This window comes from Sphingomonas sp. BRN-1R (genome assembly GCF_057748035.1).
This window is the reverse complement of sequence record NZ_CM173236.1, coordinates 3,796,615-3,817,384: the sequence shown is the minus strand read 5'-3', so window position 1 is coordinate 3,817,384 and position 20,770 is coordinate 3,796,615. Positions and strand designations below refer to the sequence as shown.

Here is a 20,770-nt window from a genome sequence, read left to right as displayed (position 1 = left end):
GTACCTCAAACCGTTCGTGCCGAGTAGGGATCGAGTAGCCCGCAGGGCGTATCGAGAGCCCGTATCGAGGTGCAGGCGGCGCTCGGGACCTGCCCCTCGATATGCTACCTCGATACGGTCCTGCGGCCCTACTCGGCAGCTACTCGGGACGAACGGGTTTCAGATAAATAGACGTTTAAGTCTCAGATATACGTCCGCAAAAACTCGCCCAGCGCGCAGATCGCGAGGCTCTGGCCGTAGGGCATCGAGGTGAGCGCGATGTCCTTGTAGAACTGCATCGTGTCGCCCATCGCGGTGCCGAAGCTGACCTGCTTGAGTTCGCCCGCATCATCGATGTTCGCCAGCACCGCACGCACCGCCTTGATGCCGACCTGCTCGTATTCGCGCGGCAGATACCCCTTCCGCACGCCTTTCAGGATGCCATAGGCGAAGCCCGCCGTCGCCGACGCTTCGAGATAGCTGGTCGGATCGACGATCAGCGTGTGCCACAGCCCGCTCTCGTCCTGATGCTTGGCGAGCGTCTTCACCTGCGCATGGAGCGTATCGATCAGGAAGGTACGGAACGCGTCGCCGACCGGCAGATCGAGCATCTCGAGGATTTCGGGAATGGCGATCGTCACCCAGCAATTGCCGCGTGCCCACAGGGCGCCCGCGAAATTGTGCCGTTCGTTGAAGTCCCAGCCGTGGAACCACAGCCCGGTCTTGGTGTCGAACAGATATTTGATGTGGACGAGGAACTGGCGCTTGGCCTCCTCGACATAATGGTCGCGGCCGAGCAACTGGCCGATCTTGGCGAGCGGCAGCACCGACATCATCAGCGTGTCGTCCCACATCTCGCCGGGATTCTCGTCGTTGAAGACGATGTGCTGGAAGCCACCTTCCTCGGTCTTGGGCAGGCCGTCGGGTGCCATCAGCCACTCGGCCCAGGTGTCGAGATAGGGCAGATACCGCTGCTCGCCGGTCTGCTCGTAGAGGTAGGCGAGCGTCAGGAACGGCGCCATCGTGTTGATGTTCTTGGTCGGCGTGCCGGCGGCGAAGCGATCCTCGAACCAGTTGACCATCACGTCATACGCTTCGAGATCGCCGGTCTGCTCGTAATAGCGCAGCAGGCCGAACAGGCCGACGCCGTGCGTCCACTCCCAGTCGTTCCAGCCCTTGGTGTCGATCACCCGGCCGTCTTCGAGGCGGAGCAGGAACTCGCCGGTCTCGTCCTTGATGTTGACGAGGTTGTCGATCAGCTTGGCGATCTGCTGGGTAACTTCGGTACGGGGGATGTCGTGCGTCAGCGCGGCCACGTGTTGGTCTCCTGGGGAAAAATCGGGAAAGGGTTCATTTAAGCTCTGCGGGTGTCGCCGGGGCGGCGACCATCTTCACCGGCACACCGCCGCGCGCATCGTGCAGCGTCACCAACCTGACCGCCTCCAGCGCATCGCCGGCCGCGCCGTCCGACGTCACCGCCAGCGCGATCTCGTTATGGCCCCGGTGGTTGAGGATGCCCTCGGGAATGGGGAATGTCCGTTGCGGACCGATATGGGCGATGAACTGCCCCATGTTCCAGCCGTTGACGAAGATCAAGGCCCGGTAACGCGCCACCGAGCGCGGCACGCTCGCATCGCCGAAGCTGACCGCGATCGTCGCGTCCTGCCCCTTTGGCACGGCGAGGTCGAAGCCGGTGCGATACCAGGTGGTGCCGGCCTGCGCGCTGGCGGCGGGGAGGGTGGCCTTGCTCCAGCGGCCATCGTCGAAGCCGGGCAGGGTCCAGCCGCGCCGTTCCCCGTCAAGCCCGCCGGCATTGGCCACGCCGCGCGCCGGATCGGCGAGCGTCTCACCGCCGCGATTGCCCTGGATCTTCCACGCGATCGGCACGCCGAACGAGCGCCCGCCCGGCGCTTGGATCGAGGCGGAGATCAGCCCGCGCTGTTCCTTGTGGAAATCGTCGGCGTCGAGATCCCAGTTGTGACCGTTCGAGCGCACCATCACCGACAGGACGTGCTCTCCGGTCTGCGCGGAGGCGGGCAGATCGAACCCGGCAGAACCGAGCGTGATCGGGCGCGGCAGGCCGGTGGAGATCTCATGCTGGCCGAGGAAGCGCCCGTCGAGCCACACCTGCATCATCCCCGCGCCGCCGCCGCCATACGCGAATGTCACCGTGCGCGCGTCCGCCGTTCCGGTGAAGCGGCCGCGATACCACACGTCGCCGTCGTGGAAGCCGTAGCTGTCCATGCTGAGATTGGGCTGGCCATCGGGCGCGGCGGTGGTCGAGGCGTTGGCGCGGTGGTCGACCGCCTGCCAGCCGCTGTCGTCATAACCCGGTTCCGCCTCGGGCGAGCCGGGTGCGCTGCGCCAGCCGGCGAGCGCGGGCAAGGCGATCGCGGCGGGGCCGGGCAGGGGTTTGATCGCTTCGAGACTGCCCGAGGCGGTGTGCGTGGTGGCGACGGCCACGCCGTTCCACGTCACGCGTGTCGCCTTGGGCGCCCACACTTCGAGCGGGCTTTCCCCTTCCGTATCGCCGGTCAGTGCGAGCGTGCCGCCGCTGGCGACCGCATGGCGCACCAGCGCGGGGCCGCGCGCGAGTACCGACCCGGTGCGCCAGAACTGCACGCCCGCCGCCTCGTCGCCGAGCAGCAGCGTCAGCGGCGCGCGCCCGCCGCCGGTGATGCGCACGCGGGCGAGGCCGGTGTGCGTGTAGGCCAGCTTGAGATCGCCGTTCGCCGCGTCGAACGCGCTCGTCACCTGCCCCGACAGCACGGTGACGGTCGGCGCGGTCTTGTAGCGCAGCACGGTCTCGCCCGGCTCACCGGCGCGACTATAGAGCAGCATCACATCGCCGCCGTCGACGCTCAGCGCGGTCTGCAACTCGGAGGTCGAATAGACCAACCGCTGCCCGCCGAGATTGACGCCCGCCACCAGCCATTTCGCGTCGAAGCCGTTAAGCTGCATCGGCAGGGTGTAACGCCCGTCGGGCAGATCGGCGGTGATGGTGAAGCGGTCGCTGGTCTGCGCGTTGGAGGGCTTGTGCGTGACGAGCAGGAAGCGCGCGTCGCTGTCCGGATTGTGGTTGTGATAGACCTGCACGGCAGCGCTGCTCACCGCGACCGGTGCGGCCGGCACCATGCCGGCGAGATCGGGCACCGCCGCGATCAGCTCGCCCAATTGCTTCATCTCCTGCGCCTTGGGTCGCAGCACGCGCGCCTCGGAGATCGACGCGCCGTAATCGTAGCTGGTGAACACCACCGGTGCTGGCAGCCAGCCCCAACTGGTGCCGCCATAGGTCATGTAGAAGCTCTGGATGCCGATGCCGTTGGCGAGATTGGTGCCGTAGAACACCCGCTGGAAGCGCTTGCCGCGCTGGATCGCGTTGCATTCGTAGCCGCCGTTCGAGCCCCAGTAATCGAACCAGCCGCCGCCGAACTCGGCCAGGAAGCCGGGCGTGTCGGGCGAGGCGGAGGCGCCGCCCTTCGCGCCGCCAGGGCCATAGAAGCCCCAGTCGGGCGCGGCCGACCCGCGCGTCGGCTCACCGGTGACGGTGCAGGTGCCGCCGGGATAGCCATCGAACGCGTAGAGGTCGTTGGGGCCGGTCACGACCTTGTCGACGGTGCTGCTCTGCGGCGTCCAATAACCGTTGCGGCCCTGATCGTTATGGAAGATCGGCACGGTGATGCCGTCGCCGCGCGCCACACTGTAGAGGTGATCCATATAGCGGCGCTGCGACGCGCCCGTCACCGACAGCTCGTTCTCGATCTGGTGGAGGATGACGGTGCCGCCCTTGCCGCCCTTGCCGTCACCGTTGATCTGGTGGCGCGCGATGATCGCGTCGATATGGTGGAGCCATTCGTCGGCGGCGGCCATGTATTCGGGATCGTCGGTGCGTGCGCGCGCCTTCTGGTTGACCATCCAGCCGGGGAAACCGCCGCGCGTCAGTTCGCCGTTCACATAGGGGCCGGCGCGGGTGATGACGTACAGCCCTTCCTCGGCCGCCATGTCGAGCACGCGGTCCATGTCGCGGATGCCGCTGAAGTCGTACACGCCGCGCTTGGGGCTGTGGTAGCCCCAGTCGAAATAGAGCGCGACGGTGTTGAACCCGCTCGCCTTCATCTTCTGGAACACGTCGCGCCACAGATCGGGGCTGGGCAGGCGGAACGGATGGAACTCGCCCGACCAGATGATCGTGCGCTTGCCGTCGATCATCAGCGATCGGCTGTCGTACGACACGCGCCCGAACGTCTTGACCGGCGCAGCCGCGTTGAACACCGGACGCGCGGTCTGCGCGGCGGCGACACCGGGCAGCGCGCTGGCGGCGAGCAGCGCGGCGGCGAGCGTGCGGCGCGCGTTCATGCGTGGTGGAAGATGAGCGGGAGCGGCCATTCCCTGGGCCGGTTGTCGGGCTCGACCTCCATCAGCGGCGCCATGTAATCCCACCAGCGCTTCATCACCGGATGATCGGGCAGTGCTGCGCGGTTGTTGTCCTCGGCGAGTTTCAGCACCGCGAACAGGCTCAACGTCTGTTCGTCGAGGAAGATCGAATAATCGTAGATACCGCTCTCGGTGAGCAGCGCCGACAGTTCGGGCCAGATAGCATCGTGGCGCGCGCGATATTCGTCGAGCACACCCGGCTTGAGCTGCATCTTGAACGCATGAGTCGTCATCGTTCCTCCCCCTTAGCTCCCAATAGATGGGATTGTCTTCTATAATTTGTACGACGCTCGTCAGCGTGCGTCAACGCCGATGCGGTGGTTTGATGAAGCAAATGTCATCATCGCCGTCGCACGCCGGATCGGCTCAACTCCCCGCCGGCCGCTGCGCACTGTGCGCAAGGCTGGGTGCGATGACCAGCGCATCGGGCAGCGGCGGATGCGCGGTGTCGAGCGGGGCGGCGGTGACGTGTGCGGCGAGCGCGGGGATCTGCGCCTTCACGCCCTGCGCCACCGCATTCGCCAGCAGGAACGCGCCGTAATTGTCGTGATGCGTCTTGTCCGCGCCACCCTCGTTGAAAGCGCGCGGCGACAGTTTTGGGCCGAGCGCCTCGTAGATCGCGCGGCTGGCGGCGTTGAGATCGATCAGCGGCACATCCTCCTCCGCCGCGACGCGCTTCATCGCCGCGACATAGTCGGCGAGGGTCGAGGTGATCTCGCCCGACGCGTCGAAGTTGCGCCGATCGGGCGAGGTCACCAGCACGGCTTGCACGCCGCGCCGCTTCGCCTCGGCGATATAGGCGCGCAGATAGGCGGGGTAGGTGAGCGCGGCATCGGCAAAGGTCTGCGGCCAGTTCGCCTTCTGGTCGTTGTGGCCGAACTGGATGAACAGATAGTCGCCCGGGCGCATCCGCGACAGCGCCTTGTCGAGCCGCAGCCCGGTGAGGAACGACTTCAGCGTCTCGCCCGATTCGGCATGGTTGGCGACGGCGACCGTGCTGTCGAACATCGCGGTGAACATCTGCCCCCAGCTCGCCGCCGGCTCGAAGCGCTGGTCGGTCACGGTGGAGTCGCCGACCAGGTACAGCGTCGGCACCTCGACGGGCGCGATCGTGATACGCTGCACCTTCGGATTGCCGAGGAACTCGAGCGTCAGCTTCTCATCCCAGGTGTAGCTGCCGTCCTCGCGTGGGTTGAGCCGCACGCGCGTGCCGCCCGGTGCGGTCGGCGGGGGCGGCGGCAGATCGGGGCGTCGCACGTTGACGATGAAGCTGCGCGTGACGGTCTGACCGGGCCGCGTGGCGATGTCGCGCAGCATCAGCCGGCGCGATTCGGCTTTGATCGTGGTCAGCGAGGCGCTGCGCCTGTCGCCGAGCGTGACGGTGACGCGGTAATTGCCCTCTGCCACCGGCGCCGACCACAGGAAGCCGTGGCCATCCCCGCCCGGCTCGAACCCGGCCGAGGCGGCGCTGTAGATCGGACCGGCGGTCTGCCCGTCGAGCGCGAACGTGGCGGGCAGTGCCGCGGAACCGATCAACGCCAATGTCAGGAGTGCAGTGCTCATGATGCTATCTCCGATCGGCCTCTCATTTTCTGACCGCCCTGTTCACATAGTAGGAGTCTGAACGGAAGACGCGCCAAAAGGAAGCTGCCGTGACTCCGCTGCTTGCCAAGCCGATGCGGCGACAAAATGTGTCATTTTTGTCACGTTAAGTTTCACATTATGACATGGGTTGATAAACTCTGATTGATTCGGACCTATTTCCTAGCATAGTGCCGCTCAGCCGAACGTAAAAAGCGTCGGGGCTACCGGCAGGGGCCGGATTATCAAGGGGAGGGTTCGAAAGTGTCCAAGAACTTCGCGTCGTATCTGGGGAAGAGTGCTGCCGTTTCGGGGCTCGCGCTGACGGTTGCGCTGGCCAGCCCAGCCGGCGCACAGGCCGGGCCGGCGCAAGCGCCCGCGCAGCCCGAGCCGACCACCGCCGACGGCGCGCCGCCCGCGTCCGATACGCCGGGATCGGACATCATCGTCACGGGTTTCCGCGCCTCGCTCAATAGCGCGCTCAACGAGAAGCGCACCGAGACGGCCGCGATCGACAGCATCAAGGCCGAGGATATCGGCAAGTTCCCTGATTCGAACCTCGCCGAATCGATGCAGCGTATCCCCGGCATCGCGCTGGCACGCGGCGATGGCGGCGAAGGCAAGAACATCTCGGTGCGCGGCCTTGGCGCGGGCTTCACCCGCATCCGCATCAACGGCATGGAAGGCACGTCGCAGACCGGATCGTCGGACATCTATGGCGGCGGCGCGGTCGGTCGCAGCTTCGACTTCAACGTCTTCCCGACCGAGATCTTCTCCGAACTCGCGGTGCGCAAGACGCCTTCGGCCGATGTCGAGGAAGGCTCGCTCGGCGCCACGGTCGACCTGAAGGCGCCCAAGCCGTTCGACAGCAAGCAGGATTTCGTCCTCTCGCTGACCGGCAAGGGCGTGTACAACACCATCTCCAAGCAGGTGAACCCGCGCTTCTCGGGGCTGATTTCGAAGAAGTTCGGCGATTCGGGCTTCGGCATCCTCGCTTCGGGCGCGTACCAGCAGCGCGACATCCGCGAGGTCGGCTATTCGGCGGTCGATCTGCTGCCCTCGACGATCAATGGCGGCTTCTGCTCGCCGATCGGCGCGCCGATCAACACCGCCGGGCAAACGGCGGCGCAGCTCGCGCTGCGCGGCGTGACCGCGACCAACTGCTCGACCAACAATCCGCGCACCGGCACGCTCGCTGCGTACAACACCATCCAGTCGCTCACCAAGAACGGCGGTGCGGCCGGCAGCGGCGCGTTCTTCCCGCGCATCCCGCGCTACCTCAACTCGCAGCAGAACCAGAAGCGCATCGGCGGCACGGTCTCGTTCCAGTACAAGCCAGATCAGGACACCGACATCTCGCTCGACCTGCTCTACTCGCGCTTTGAAGTCGAGCGCACCGACAGCTATATCGAAGCGGTGTCATTCGGCCGCTCGGCGGCGAACAACGGCCAGCCGATGACGTCGGTGACGGACGTTCAGTTCGACAAGAACGGCTCGCTCGTTTACGGCGCGTTCAACGGCGTCGATGTCCGCGCCGAGAGCCTGTACGATCACTTCGTCTCGACCTTCAAGCAGGCCAACCTCAACTTCTACCATCGCTTCACCCCGAACCTCGAGATCTCGGGCCTGTTCGGCATGAACGAATCGCTGCTCGACGGTAAGGAGCGGCTCCAGACCTTCATGGATGCGATCGACCAGAAGTTCACGCTCGACTATCGCAACGGTGGCAGCACGCCGCTGCTCGGCTTCGGCTTCGACGTGTCGAACCCGAACAACTTCAACTATGCGCCGGGCCGCGCCGACGGCACCGTGCTCGGCGGGTTCAGCTTCCAAGGGCGGCCCAACAAGAACCGCACGACCGGTCTGACCGGCGAGCTGAACGGCATCTGGACGTTCTCGCCCGCGATCAAGCTGAAGTTCGGCGGCCAGTACCGGTCGAGCAACTATCTCGCCACCTCCGTCGTGCCGTACACCGCCGACGCCACCGTGAAGGCGCTGCCGGCGGGCACGACGCTCGCCAGCCTGACGACGCAGGTCACCGGGCTCGACGATCTGTGGGGCAACGGCGCGCCGGCAAGCTGGGCGGTGATCGACCATACCGCTTGGGAGAAGGCGTTCAACTTCGCCGGGGTCCGCTACTGCGACTATACCTGCGGTGGCGTGCGCTCGCGCGTGTTCGAAAAGGAGTCGAGCGCCTACGCTATGACCGAGTTCAACCTCGGCGACGTGATCGGCTGGGGCATCCGCGGTGACGTGGGCGTGCGTTACGTCAATACCGAGATGCATTCGTCGGGGTACATCACCATCGCCAATGCCGCGTCGCCGACGGGGCTGGCCGGCCAATACGCTTCGGCGGTGAAGAAGTATAAGGACTGGCTGCCTTCGGCCAACGTCGTGATCGAGCCGATCCACAACCTGTTGCTGCGCCTGTCGGGATCGAAGGTGCTGGCGCGTCCGGAACTCGGGCTGCTGACGCCGACCAGCGGCGTCAATGCGATCACCCGCACCGGCACGATCAACAACCCGCTGCTCGATCCGATCCGCGCCAACACGTTCGATGCTGGTCTGGAATGGTACTACAAGCCCGGCGGCCTGCTTTCAGCGGCGTTCTTCTACAAGGATCTCAAGAGCTTCGTGCAGAACGTGAGCAGCCTGGAGGCGTTCAATACGCTGGGGCTGCCGAACGCTCTGCTCAACGCCACCAACACGCAGCCGACCGAGCTGTTCACCGTGTCGCGCCCGTTCAACACGCCGGGCGGTCCGCTCAAGGGCATCGAACTCAACGCACAGGTGCCGCTCACCTTCCTGCCGGGGTTCCTGCATAATCTCGGCGTGCTGGGCAACTACACGCACGTCACCTCCAAGATCACCTACATCCTGGCGAGCGCGAACGGCATTCCGACCGTCACCACCACCGCCGATCTGATTGGTCTGTCGCGCAACACGGCGTCGGGAACAATCTATTACGAGGACAAGAAGTTCAGCATCCGCAGCACGGCCAACTGGCGCGACAAGTTCATTCGCGGCATCCCGGCCTCGACCGGCAGCGATCTTCAGGGCAACTCGTCGACGCTCTATGTCGACGCCTCGGCCTCGTACAACCTCAACAGCCGCATCAAGCTGACGGTGGAGGCGCAGAACCTCACCGACGAGCGGAACAATCTCTTTACGGACAGCACCCGTCAGGACACGCTGTTCCAGACCGAGATCGGCCGCACGATCAGCTTCGGTGCCTCGTTCCACCTCTGATCTGACCTGACATCCTGCTACCGGCTTCGGGGCCGTCGCTATGTGCGGCGGCCTCGACAGCCGGTTTCGCCGTGTTCATAGCGGGGGAACGAGGGGGCGGGGAGACGGACGTGATCGACAAGTCGGGCGTGGCGGCGGGAGCCGCGTCGGCAGCGCAGCCGGCGGCGCGTATCCATACCACGATCGCGCGCGATCTCGGCGTCGCGATCGTCAGCGGACAGTATCGACCTGGAGACGTGCTGCCCGGCGAGATCGAGTTCAGCGCGACTCTCAAGGTGTCCCGCAGCGCCTATCGTGAGGCGGTGCGGATGCTCGCCGCCAAGGGGCTGGTCGAGAGCCGCACCAAGACCGGCACCCGCGTGAGCGAACGATCGCGCTGGAACCTGCTCGATCCCGAGGTGCTCGCCTGGGCGTTCGTCAACGAACCGCCCGAGCCGTTCGTGCGCAGCCTGTTCGAACTGCGGCTCATCATCGAACCGGCCGCCGCTGCGCTGGCGGCGACGCGGCGCACGCAGGCGCACCTTGCCGGCCTCGCGCAGGCGCTGGCGGCGATGGGGCGGCACGGGCTCGCCGATCCGGCCGGGCGGCAGGCCGATCATGATTTCCACAAGCTGATCCTCGTCGCCGCCGACAACGAGCCGCTCGCCGCGCTGTCGAGCACGATCACCGCGGCGGTGCGCTGGACCACCGCTTTTAAATACCGCAAGAATGTCGTGCCGCGTGATCCGCTCGCCGATCATGGCGCGGTGTACGACGCGATCGCAGCGGGTGATGCCGCACAGGCGCGTGCCGAGATGACGCGGCTGGTGACGATGGCGCTCGACGATACGCAAACGGTGCTCGGCGCGCGTACCGATTGAATTCAGTGCGGCAAAGCATTACTCCTACAAACAGAGGTGCAGGATGCGGGCGATCAAGGTAGAGGACCGCGACGATGTCGCGGTAGCGATGGAGCCGCTGGCGGCGGGTGAGGTGATCGATGTGCGCGGCGCGCCCGTCACCCTGACCGAGCCGATCCCGGCGGGTCACAAATTTGCCGTGACACCGGTGCCAGCAGGGCGGCCAGTGCTGCGCTACGGCTTCCCGATCGGCACCGCCCGCGTCGATATCGTGGCCGGATCGCACGTCCACACGCACAATGTCGGCACCGCGCTTGCCACCAACGGCAGCTACCGCTACGATCCCGCACCCGCGAACGACGCGGCGAGTGCGCCGGCCCCGCGCACCTTCCAGGGCTATGTCCGCGCCGATGGTTCGGTGGGGACGCGCAACGAGATCTGGATCATCCCGTCGGTTGGCTGCGTCGGGCGTACTGCCGAGCGGCTAGCGGCAAAGACTGGCGGCGATCTGCCCGCGAACGTCGATGCCGTTGTCGCGTTTCCGCACCCGTTCGGCTGCTCCCAGCTTGGCGACGATCTCGCCGGTACGACCAAAATCCTCAGCGCGCTGGCGTGCCACCCCAACGCCGGCGGCGTGCTGCTGATCGGGCTCGGCTGTGAGTCGAATCAGCTCACCGGAATGCTCGACCTGATCCCCGCGGAGCGGCAGACCCGCATCCGCGTCGTCGGCGCGCAGGCCTCGGCGGACGAGATGGCGGAGGGGCAGGCGGCGATCGCCGAACTGATCGCGCTCGCCGCGCAGGACGTGCGCAGCGAAGTACCGCTCTCCAGGCTGACGCTCGGCGTGAAGTGCGGCGGGTCGGATGGCCTCAGCGGGCTCACCGCCAACCCGGTGATCGGCCGCATCGCCGACCGCGTGGGCGAGGCGGGCGGGCGCGTGATCCTAACCGAAATCCCGGAGATCTTCGGCGCCGAGCAGTTGCTGATGGACCGCTGCACCAGCCGCGAGACCTTCGACGCGCTGGTCGATCTGGTCAACGGCTTCAAGGCGTATTTCGTGCGCAACGGCGAGCCGGTGTCGGAGAACCCCAGCCCCGGCAACATCAAGGGCGGCATCACCACGCTGGAGGAAAAGTCTCTGGGCGCGGTGCAGAAGGGCGGGCACGTCCCCGTCACCGACGTGCTGCCCTATGCCGGGCGCGTGCGCCGCGCTGGGCTGACGTTGCTCGAAGCGCCCGGCAACGATGCCGTCTCCACCACCGCGCTGGCGGCGGCGGGGGCGACGCTGACCTTGTTCTCGACCGGGCGCGGCACGCCGCTCGGCAGCCCGGTGCCGATCGTCAAGGTCGCCTCCAACGCTGCGCTTGCCGCCGCCAAGCCCGGCTGGATCGACTTCGACGCGGGTGCGGTGCTCGATGACGGACTCGACGCCGCTGCCGAGCATCTGCTCGACCGGATCGTCGCGATCGCCTCCGGCACGCCGACCCGCAACGAGATCAACGAGGAGCGTGGGCTAGCGATCTGGAAGCGCGGCGTCACGCTTTGAGGCGCAAAACCGCTATACAGCGTCGGTGAACCACAGTATCTGGGCGATGTTCCACATGTTGGAAATCGACTGGTGAATCGGCAGACGAGGCGGCACGCCGCCTTCAACGACAGACCGATCAGGCGCTTGGAAGGGAGATGGATGGCAAGTTCGAGCGACGAGACGCTGACACCGGTTTCCGCAAATGCGCCGGGCGGCCGCTACCGGTGGGTGATCTGTAGCCTGTTGTTCGCGGTCACCGCGATCAACTATGTCGATCGCCAGATGATCGGCGTGCTCAAGCCCGTGCTCGCGACCGATCTGCACTGGACCGAGGTCGATTACGCCAACGTCGTGTTCTGGTTCCAGTGCGCCTATGCGATCGGCTATATCGGCTTCGGGCGGTTCGTCGACGTGGTCGGCGCGCGCGTCGGCTATGCGGTCGCCTTCACGATCTGGACCGCCGCGCACATCGCCCACGGCGCGGTCAACAGCATCGCGCAGTTCGCGCTCGCCCGCTTCGCGCTCGGCATCGGCGAATCGGGGAGCTTCCCGGTCGCAATCCGCGCCGTCACCGAATGGTTTCCCGCGCGCGAGCGGGCGCTCGCGATCGGCGTGTTCAACGCCGGATCGAACGTCGGCGCGATCATCACGCCGCTACTGGTGCCGTGGCTGGTGGCGATCTACGGCGGCAACTGGCGCCCGGCCTTCGTCATCACCGGCGTCGTCAGTCTGGTGTGGCTGGTCGCCTGGGTCATCATGTACCGCTCGCCCGCCAAGCATCCGCGCGTGTCTGCCAGTGAATTGGCTTGGATCGAGCAGGACCCGGCCGATCCGACCACACCGATGCGCTGGCGCGACATCATCCGCTTCCGCGAGACGTGGGCGTTCGCGATCGGCAAGTTCTGCATTGATCCGGTGTGGTGGTTCTACCTGTTCTGGCTGCCGGGCTATCTCGGCGATCGTTATCATCTCGATCTCAAGTCGTTCGGGCCGCCGCTGGTCGCGGTGTATCTGATGTCGGACGTCGGCTCGGTCGTCGGCGGCTGGATGTCGGGGCGGCTGATGAAGGCGGGTTGGTCGGTCAACGCCGCGCGCAAGACGACGATGCTCGTTTGTGCGCTGGCAATCCTGCCGATCTTCGCGGTGCAGTCGATCGACAATTTGTGGCTGGCGGTGCTCATCATCGGCCTGGCGACGGCGGGGCATCAGGCGTTCTCGGCCAACCTCTATACGCTGCCGTCCGATCTGTTCCCGCGCTCGGCGGTGGGATCGGTGATCGGCATCGGTGGCGCGCTCGGCGGGGTGGGGGGCATGATCTTCTCGCTCTACATCGGGCAGGTGCTCGACAAGCTCGGCAGCTATGCGCCGATCTTCCTCGTCGCGGCGGCGGCCTATTTCGTCGCTCTGCTGGTTGTGCAACTCCTCTCGCCGCGCCTCGCCCGGGTGGCGATCGCAGCCTGAGCCTGAAGGTCGCCTGATGTTCGCAGCCACGCTCCGCGTCGCCATCCTCGCCTCGGCCTGCTGGTCGGCGGTTGCGGTGGCGCAGACCGCGCCCGACGATGGGCTGCTGTTCTCGCTCTCGGGCGAACACGGCACCACCGCCGAGATCGGGCGCGGCGGCACCGCGCCGATGCTGGTCAGCAAGGTCGGCACCACGCCCGACGGGCGCGTCGGGCCGGCGCTGCGCCCCGCCCCGGGCTTCTCGCTGGCATGGCCGGCGGCGGGCAACATGTATGCGCAGGCCGGCACGCTGTCGTTCTTCTTTCGCGCCAACACGCCGATCGGCACCACGCCCTACCCGATCTTCCGCGCTGGCGGGTCGGACGGGACGAGCTGGGACATGACGTTCCTGCGCATCGACTGGAACGGCCACGGTTTCGACGCTTTCGTGACCGACACGGGTCTCGCGCGCACCCGCGTCTCGTTCCGCGTCGACACGCCGCCAGCGCCCGACGCCTGGACGCACATCGCCTTCGCCTGGGACGAGAAGAACGGCGTGCGGCTGTGGATCGACGGCAGGCCGGTCGCGCGTAACGAGCGCAAGGCGGTGTACGACGCCGGGCTGTGGGGCTTCGGACCATTCCAGCGGGTGATCGCGCCGTATAAGGTCGAGAGCACCTACAACTACCTGCGCACCGGCGATATCGACGAGGTGCGCGTCTATGACCACCCTCTCGACGACGCCACCGTCGCACGGCTCGCGCGAGCCGAAGCGGCGCCCGTCGCCGCGCGGCCGCCGCGCACGCTCGCCGATGCGGCGGTGCGCGCCGCCTGGGCGCAGCGCTACGGCTGGAACCAGCGGAGTGCGCCGCTGTATCTCGCCGATCCGGTGACGGCGATCCGCAAGGTCGCGTTCACCGACACGCGCGACCAGAAGGAGAAGATGTTCCGCGGCGCCGATGGCATCCGCGAGACGACGTGGCCGGGCGTGTACAACCGCTCGCGCCTGCTCGGCCGCCACGACTATTTCGAACTGCCCGACTGGAACGTCTATGCGACCGGCGGGCAGCATTACACGCTGACGCTCGCCGACGAGGCGTGGAACCGCGTCGAGATTAACGGCCCCGCTTATGGCACACTGGTGCGCGAGAGCGGCGACGGCGCGAAGACGGTGCTGACCCGCGCGGCCGGGCTGGAGCGCACCTCGACGCAACTCGCCGCCGAGCGCCACGGCGGCGTTATCCGCTTCGACAACATCGCGCAGGAAACGCCGATCGAGGAGATCGGGGTCTATCACGTCGCCGCCGGTCAGGTGCCGGCCGGGCTCGCCAGCTTCGACTATGTGGTCGATCCCACCGCCGATGCCTCCGCCTATCCGCCGCTTGACGATCTGCGCGCGCATATCGCCGGCCGCTATGTCGCGGACGAACGCCGCATCGCGGTCGCGCTGCCCGCCGGCGCGCCACGTCGGCCCGCTGTTGCCAGCGCTGGCGGGATGCCGGTCGTCCACATTCTCGTGCCCGGCGATTTTCGCGACACCAGCCGGATCGGACAGGGCGGGCGCTTTTCCTACGGCGCGGTCAACCTTGGCGGCGGGCTCGACGGGGTGGCGATCGACTTCCCTGCGATGAAGGCGACGCCGGGCGCGGACGGGCTCGTCCCGCTCAACATCCGTGTCAAAGACCCGACCTGGGACGATCGCGACCTGCTCGACGTCAACGTCGCGGTGAAGCCGGGCGAGGCGCGCACCCTGTGGCTCGACACGCGCGACCGCATCCTGCCCGAGGGCGCGAGCCTGCACATCGTCATCGCATCGGCCGCGCCCGATTTCGATGCCGCGACGCTCGCCGGTACGCACGTGCGGATGGTGTACAAACCCGCCGCCGCCGCCAGGGCCGAACACATCGCCGACCGGATGGAGCAGGCGCGCGACAACCTCGCCTTCCTGGTCGAGGAGCAGCCCAACACCGACACGTACCCGATCTTCACCCGCTACGCGCGCGACATCGGCGACGTGCTGCGCGTCGATCCCGACAATGCCACCGCGCGCGCCTATTGGGTCGAGAAGAACCCCGATCAGCCTTATGCCCCGCTCACGCTATCGGCCGCGCCCGCCGGCGTGCCGCTGTGGGCCTTCCGCCAGACCGAGGACCTCAAGCTCTACCGCCAGTTCGCCGACTGGTGGATCGATCATCGCCAGATCGCCGATGGCGAGTTCGGCGGTGGGCTTTCGGACGACACCGATCTCGTCAACCAGTGGGTGCCGCTCGCGTTGATGGGGGTGGAGCCCGAGCGGCTCGCCGCTTCGCAGCGGCGGGTGCTCGATGCGACCTTCGCCAACGGCATGTGGTCGGACGGGCTCAGCCGCATCCGCGCAGACGAGCTGCACAGCTATGAGGAAGGCATCAACACCGTCGCGCAGGCGATGCAGCTCGACTGGGGCGACCCGAGCGCGATCGAGCGCGGCATGGGGGTGGCACGCAACTACCAGCGGCTGACCGAGGTCAACGCCGCCGGGCACCGCCACTTCGTCTCGTCCTATTACAGCGGCACCGATATCGACCGTGAGGGGATCTGGGGGCGGCAGAAGTCGTACAGCCTGCTGGTGCTGCATCCCGGCTTGCTGCTGGTCGATTACAACGGTGCGCCGGCGGTGAAGGACACGGTGCTCGGCGTGCTCGACGGCTGGCTCGCGCACGGCAAGCAGGACGCGAAGGGTGCGTGGCGTTACCCGGCCGAGATCGACTGGGAGACCGACACAGGCAGCGGCACCGGCGTGGCGAGCGCGGCCAACGCCTTCTGGGCGGCGTGGGACTGGACCGGGGACGCGCGTTACCTGCGCCCGATCGCCGCCGATCTGGCCAGGCGCGACCTTGGTGCGGTGTCGGCGCTCAACGCCGATCTGATGGCGCGTACCCCGGCCGGACCGGCGCTCGCTGCCGAGGTGGCGAACGGCAAGGTGGCGGGTGCCGGCGGCGCGATCGACCGCAACCTGGGCGGATCGAGCGATGTGGATTTCGCGCGCTTCGTGACGTGGCAGCAGCGCGGCGATACGGGCATCCTCGCCGATCTGTTCGGGGCGGAGATCCTCGCCGACCGACACCGCATGCCCGTCCTTACCGACGCGCATCTGTGGTCGGACCGGGTGGCGGTGCCGAGCGAGATCCTGCAACGCACCCGGCTGGGCGGCGTCGCGCACCGCCGCAATGCGTATTATCCGGGCAATCTGGTGCGCTGGCACTTCGACGGCACGGTCGGGGCCGAGCAGGTCGGCATCCTGATCCCCAATGGCGACCCGAAGCGCTTCACCGTCACCACCTTCAACATGGCGACGACGCCGGCATCCGCGACGATGACCGGCGACCAGCTCGCCGCCGGCACGTGGCGGCTGACCGAGCGCGACGGCGATGCCGCGCCGGTGGTGCGCGAGGTCGTGCTCGAACACGGGCGCGGCGTGGCGCTCACCTTGCCGTCGCGCCAGACCGCGACCTATTCCTTCGAGCTGATCCGCCCCGGCGACGAGCCATCGACCCGCGCCGACATCGGCCTGTCTGCGGACGATCTCGTCGTGAAGCGTGGCAAGCTGGCGGTGACGGTGCACAGCCTCGGCGCGAAGCCCACGCCGCCGGGCACCGCCACGCTCACCGATGCGGGTGGCCGCACGATCGCGACCGCGCGTTTCGTCGGGCTGCCCGCGCCGACCGACCTGATGCCGAAGACCGCAACCGTCGCGATCGCGCTGCCGCGTGGCGGGGCGGCGGACGGCCTGCGCGTCACGTTGACGCTCGACGGGGCTCCGGCCGAAGTCACCGCAACCAATAACACCGCCATCGTCGGCAGGCCGATCGCCGATGCCCGGCCTGCCGGCGCGCATGCAATTGGTCGGACAAACCCTTTCCGCTCCGCGCTCGCCCGATTAAGGGTGGCGCATTCCTCTCCTCATCCGAACGGCTCGCTCGCATGACCAAAAAGCTCACGCTCCACCCCGACCGGCTGTTCCCGGCCGAGCCGACCATCCGCGACATTGCGCGGCGGCTCTACGCCGGCGTGAAGGATCTGCCGATCGTCAGTCCGCACGGCCATACCGATCCGTCGTGGTTCGCCGATAACGCGCCGTTCACCGATCCGTCGTCGTTGCTGATCGTGCCCGACCATTATGTGTTCCGCATGCTGTTCAGCCAGGGCGTCAAGATCGAGGAGCTCGGCGTGCCGACGGTCGACGGCAGCCCGACCGAAACCGACTCGCGGAAAATCTGGCACATCTTCGCCGCGCACTATCACCTGTTCCGGGGCACGCCGTCGCGGATGTGGCTCGACTGGGTGTTCGCGGAGGTGTTCAAGCTCGACGTGCTGCTCGAACCCGAAACCGCCGATCTGTATTACGACACGATCGACGCCGCGCTGAAAACGCCGGAATTCCGCCCGCGCGCTTTGTTCGAGCGGTTCAACATCGAGGCGATCGCCACCACCGAGAGCCCGCTCGATCCGCTGAAGCACCACGCCGCGATCCGCGCGAGCGGGTGGGGCGGGCGTGTCGTCACCGCCTATCGCCCCGATCCGGTGGTCGATCCCGAAGCGGCCAAGTTCGCCGAGCATGTCCGCCGCTTCGGCGAGAGCGCGGGCGAGGACGTATCGACGTACCAAGGCTATCTCGCCGCCCACCGTTTTCACCGCGCGCGCTTCCGCGAGGCGGGAGCGACCTCGACCGACCACGGCCACCCGAGCGCCCGCACCGCCGATCTGTCGCCGGAGGACGCCGCCGCTTTGTACCTGCGCGTGCTGGCCGGAGCGACGCCGGAGGATGCCGAGCTGTTCCGCGCGCAGATGCTCACCGAAATGGCGAAGATGAGCACCGAGGACGGGATGGTGATGCAGCTTCACCCCGGCGTTCACCGCAACCACAATGCCGCCGTGCTGGCACGGTTCGGCCGCGACAAGGGCGCGGACATCCCCACGGCGGGCGAGTTCGTCGATGCGTTGAAGCCGCTGCTCGACCGGTTCGGCACCGATCCGCGCCTGACCTTGATCCTGTTCACGCTCGACGAGGATACCTACAGCCGCGAGCTCGCCCCGCTTGCCGGCCATTATCCCTGCCTGCGGCTCGGGCCGCCGTGGTGGTTCAACGACAGCCCGGAAGGCATGCGCCGCTTCCGCGAGCGTGCGACCGAGACCGCCGGTTTCTACAACACGGTCGGCTTCAACGACGATACGCGCGCCTTCCTGTCGATCCCGGCGCGGCATGACGTTGCGCGGCGGATGGATTGCGTGTGGCTCGCGCAGCTCGTCGCCGAGCATCGCCTGCCCGAGGACGAGGCGCATGAGGTCGCGCATGCGCTGGCCTATGATCTCGTCAAGGCGGCGTACAAGCTGTGAGGCTATCCAACGAAACGCTTGGGGGCCTGCCCGCCACGGTCGCGCGCCCGGCCTATGACCGGGCAGGCGTGAAGCGCGGCGTCGTGCATCTCGGCATCGGCGCGTTCCACCGCGCGCATCAGGCCGCCTATTTCGAGGCGGCGCTGGCGGCGGGGGATCTGCGCTGGGGGATCACCTCGGTGTCGTTGCGCTCGGCGGGGGTGCGCGATCAGCTTGCGCCCCAGGATTGCCTTTACGCGCTGGTGGTGCGTGAGGGCGACGCGCGCACCACGTCGATCGTCGGCGCGGAGCAGGCGGTGCTGGTCGCGCCTGAGAACCCGCAAGCGGTAATCGACGCGCTCGCCCACCCGGACGCGCGGATCGTCACGCTGACCATCACCGAAAAGGGCTACAAGCTCGATCGCGCCGCCGGTACGTTGCTCAGCGACGATCCCGATGTGGCGGCGGACTGCGCCTCGCTCGCGGCACCGCGCACTGCGCCGGGCTTCCTCGCGGCGGGACTCGCGGCGCGGCGTGCGGCTGGGCTGGGCCCGTTGACGGTGATTTCGTGCGACAACCTGCCGCACAACGGCAAGCTGCTGCGCGATGCGGTGGTGGCGGTGGCGCGCGCCAACGACCCCGCGCTGGCCGACTGGATCGCGGCGGAGGTGGCGTTCCCCGCCTCGATGATCGACCGGATCGTGCCCGCCACAACACCGGAGGACGTCGCCGCGCTCGCCGTCGAACTTGGTGTGGAAGACCGCGCGATGGTCAAGACCGAGCCGTTCACCCAGTGGGTGATCGAGGATCATTTCGTCACGGAACGGCCCGACTTCGCGAGCCTCGGCGTGCAACTCACGCAAGCGGTCGCACCGTGGGAGGACGCCAAGCTGCGCCTGCTCAACGGCGCGCATTCGGGCATCGCCTATCTCGGCGCGCTGGCGGGTGACGATTTCGTCCACCAGTTCGTGGCGACGCCAGCCGGGCGCGGCTTCGTCGAGGCGCTGTGGGACGAGGCGCAGACCACGCTCGATCCGCCCGAGGGGCTCGATATCGCTGCGTATCGCACCGATCTGATGGGGCGGTTCGCCAACTCCGCGCTCCAGCACCGCACGCGCCAGATCGCGATGGACGGTTCGCAGAAACTGCCGCAGCGGCTGCTCGCCACGATCGCGGCGCGGCGTGCGGCCGGGCAGTCGGCCGACGCGCTCGCGCTCGCGGTGGCGGCGTGGATGCGCTGGCAGGCGGGGCGCACCGATGCGGGTGAGACGTTCGCGGTCGATGATCCGGCCGCCGAGCACCTCGCTGCGGCGTCGTCGGGTGCCGCGGACACCGCCGGGCGGGTCGATGCGTTGCTGGGCTTCTTCGGCTTTACCGCCGATGCCGCGTTGCGCGACACGCTGATCGCGCATCTTGCGACGTTGGAGCAGGACGGCGCGCGCGCGGCGGTCGGCCGCTATGCGTCATAACACCCGGGCGCGGACGCGGGCGCGGGTGGCGAGCGTGATCGGGTTGCGCATCGGATAGCTGAACGCGCTCGCCAGCACTTCGAACGCGTCGCCCGGTTGCGCCCGGAAATCGTCGCTGGCGGGGCGGATCGTTGCGCCGAAGAAGTGGACGTGGAGGTCGCCCGGCCGCCCGACCACGCCATCCTCGAAGCGGCGTGCCTCGAGTGCGGCGATCGTCTCCGGCATAGCCGCCTCGCCGGCGGAGAAGGTGCGCTCGCGCTCGACCACGCCGTCGCGCAGCAGCCGGCTGGTCACCGCGATCTCGCGCGGCAGCGCGCCGAGCACGCATTCGGGGGCGAGCGCGGTCTGGCGCTGGCTGATCTGCGCGGGCCAGTGGCGGAGCGTACGTAGCCCCGAGCGATCGCAGAACCGGTTGCCGAGGACGAAGCCGATCCGCACCGGCAGACGATCGGCGCCGACGCAGTAGAGAGCGCCGATCTCGGGCCGTTCGCTGCCGACCATCGCGAACGGCGGCACCGCGATCGGATCGCGCGCGCCGACCAGCGTGCTGCCGTCGCCGCGATAGCGCCAATCGGGCCGCGTGCCGGTGGTGCGCGCGGGCGGGTGCAGCGGGCCGGTATCGGTGACGTGGAGCCGCGCCGGATCGGGCAGATCGACCGGTGCGAGCAGCCGTACCATGCGGAGGTTGACCGGCTCGCCCAGCCGCGCGGCGGCGAACGCCGCGACGGGAATGTCCGCGGCAAGCGCGCGTTCCGCCAGTTCGGCAAGTGTCGCCGCGCCTTTGATGCGCCGCGCCATGCCGCCATCGGTGATGATCGCGGCGACACCGCGATCCTCGTCCTCGAATTGGATCAGGCTGTGGACCATGTTCGCTTTTCCGCGTTCTTGTCGAGCGCGCG

Annotated in this window: 12 protein-coding genes; 7 read left to right on the top strand and 5 right to left on the bottom strand. The window is 67.6% G+C overall.

Going from position 1 to position 20,770, the window contains the following annotated elements:
• Positions 1-182: 182 nt before the first annotated feature.
• The 4 genes from bglB to AC3ANX_RS17750 form a co-directional block, all read right to left on the bottom strand.
• Positions 183-1,295 (bottom strand): beta-galactosidase BglB, encoded by a 1,113-nt coding sequence (gene bglB, locus AC3ANX_RS17765; RefSeq protein WP_488334556.1) that lies wholly within the window; start codon positions 1,293-1,295, stop codon positions 183-185.
• 34 nt (positions 1,296-1,329) lie between these two features.
• On the bottom strand, positions 1,330-4,335 hold the full coding sequence (locus tag AC3ANX_RS17760) for a glycoside hydrolase family 35 protein (RefSeq protein ID WP_488334555.1): 3,006 nt from the start codon (positions 4,333-4,335) through the stop codon (positions 1,330-1,332).
• On the bottom strand, positions 4,332-4,646 hold the full coding sequence (locus AC3ANX_RS17755) for an L-rhamnose mutarotase (RefSeq protein ID WP_488334554.1): 315 nt from the start codon (positions 4,644-4,646) through the stop codon (positions 4,332-4,334). The genes AC3ANX_RS17760 and AC3ANX_RS17755 overlap by 4 nt, the downstream gene beginning before the upstream one ends.
• A gap of 133 nt (positions 4,647-4,779) precedes the next feature.
• On the bottom strand, positions 4,780-5,976 hold the full coding sequence (locus AC3ANX_RS17750) for a rhamnogalacturonan acetylesterase (RefSeq protein WP_488334553.1): 1,197 nt from the start codon (positions 5,974-5,976) through the stop codon (positions 4,780-4,782).
• A gap of 282 nt (positions 5,977-6,258) precedes the next feature.
• Here AC3ANX_RS17750 and AC3ANX_RS17745 point away from each other — a divergent pair, with 282 nt between their 5' ends.
• From AC3ANX_RS17745 to AC3ANX_RS17715, 7 genes are all read left to right on the top strand, one after another.
• Positions 6,259-9,243, top strand: coding sequence for a TonB-dependent receptor (locus tag AC3ANX_RS17745; RefSeq protein WP_488334552.1), 2,985 nt, complete (start codon positions 6,259-6,261; stop codon positions 9,241-9,243).
• A gap of 110 nt (positions 9,244-9,353) precedes the next feature.
• The gene (locus AC3ANX_RS17740; RefSeq protein WP_488334551.1) at positions 9,354-10,103 is read left to right on the top strand and encodes a FadR/GntR family transcriptional regulator; all 750 of its coding nucleotides are present in this window, start codon (positions 9,354-9,356) and stop codon (positions 10,101-10,103) included.
• A gap of 43 nt (positions 10,104-10,146) precedes the next feature.
• On the top strand, positions 10,147-11,628 hold the full coding sequence (locus AC3ANX_RS17735) for a UxaA family hydrolase (RefSeq protein ID WP_488334550.1): 1,482 nt from the start codon (positions 10,147-10,149) through the stop codon (positions 11,626-11,628).
• Between the two features lie 141 nt (positions 11,629-11,769).
• Positions 11,770-13,071: an MFS transporter gene (locus AC3ANX_RS17730; protein ID WP_488334549.1), complete on the top strand. Its 1,302-nt coding sequence runs from the start codon at positions 11,770-11,772 to the stop codon at positions 13,069-13,071.
• 16 nt (positions 13,072-13,087) lie between these two features.
• The gene (locus AC3ANX_RS17725; RefSeq protein ID WP_488334548.1) at positions 13,088-17,014 is read left to right on the top strand and encodes a LamG-like jellyroll fold domain-containing protein; all 3,927 of its coding nucleotides are present in this window, start codon (positions 13,088-13,090) and stop codon (positions 17,012-17,014) included.
• Positions 17,011-18,423, top strand: a complete 1,413-nt coding sequence (gene uxaC, locus AC3ANX_RS17720) for a glucuronate isomerase (protein WP_488334547.1) — start codon at positions 17,011-17,013, stop codon at positions 18,421-18,423. The genes AC3ANX_RS17725 and uxaC overlap by 4 nt, the downstream gene beginning before the upstream one ends.
• Positions 18,420-19,871, top strand: a complete 1,452-nt coding sequence (locus AC3ANX_RS17715; protein ID WP_488334546.1) for a mannitol dehydrogenase family protein — start codon at positions 18,420-18,422, stop codon at positions 19,869-19,871. Before uxaC ends, AC3ANX_RS17715 begins: the two co-directional genes overlap by 4 nt.
• Here the strand turns inward: AC3ANX_RS17715 and AC3ANX_RS17710 are convergent.
• Complete coding sequence (locus AC3ANX_RS17710; RefSeq protein ID WP_488334545.1) at positions 19,866-20,738, bottom strand: AraD1 family protein; 873 nt, start codon at positions 20,736-20,738, stop codon at positions 19,866-19,868. The genes AC3ANX_RS17715 and AC3ANX_RS17710 overlap by 6 nt on opposite strands.
• Between the last annotated feature and the right edge of the window lie 32 nt (positions 20,739-20,770).

Excerpts from the sequence above, each read along its gene's own strand:
- AC3ANX_RS17725 (WP_488334548.1), top strand. The coding sequence starts at position 13,088 with ATGTTCGCAGCCACGCTCCGCGTCGCCATCCTCGCCTCGGCCTGCTGG.
- AC3ANX_RS17735 (WP_488334550.1), top strand. The coding sequence starts at position 10,147 with ATGCGGGCGATCAAGGTAGAGGACCGCGACGATGTCGCGGTAGCGATG.
- AC3ANX_RS17755 (WP_488334554.1), bottom strand. The coding sequence starts at position 4,646 with ATGACGACTCATGCGTTCAAGATGCAGCTCAAGCCGGGTGTGCTCGAC.
- uxaC (WP_488334547.1), top strand. The coding sequence starts at position 17,011 with ATGACCAAAAAGCTCACGCTCCACCCCGACCGGCTGTTCCCGGCCGAG.
- AC3ANX_RS17710 (WP_488334545.1), bottom strand. The coding sequence starts at position 20,738 with ATGGTCCACAGCCTGATCCAATTCGAGGACGAGGATCGCGGTGTCGCC.
- AC3ANX_RS17750 (WP_488334553.1), bottom strand. The coding sequence starts at position 5,976 with ATGAGCACTGCACTCCTGACATTGGCGTTGATCGGTTCCGCGGCACTG.
- AC3ANX_RS17760 (WP_488334555.1), bottom strand. The coding sequence starts at position 4,335 with ATGAACGCGCGCCGCACGCTCGCCGCCGCGCTGCTCGCCGCCAGCGCG.
- AC3ANX_RS17730 (WP_488334549.1), top strand. The coding sequence starts at position 11,770 with ATGGCAAGTTCGAGCGACGAGACGCTGACACCGGTTTCCGCAAATGCG.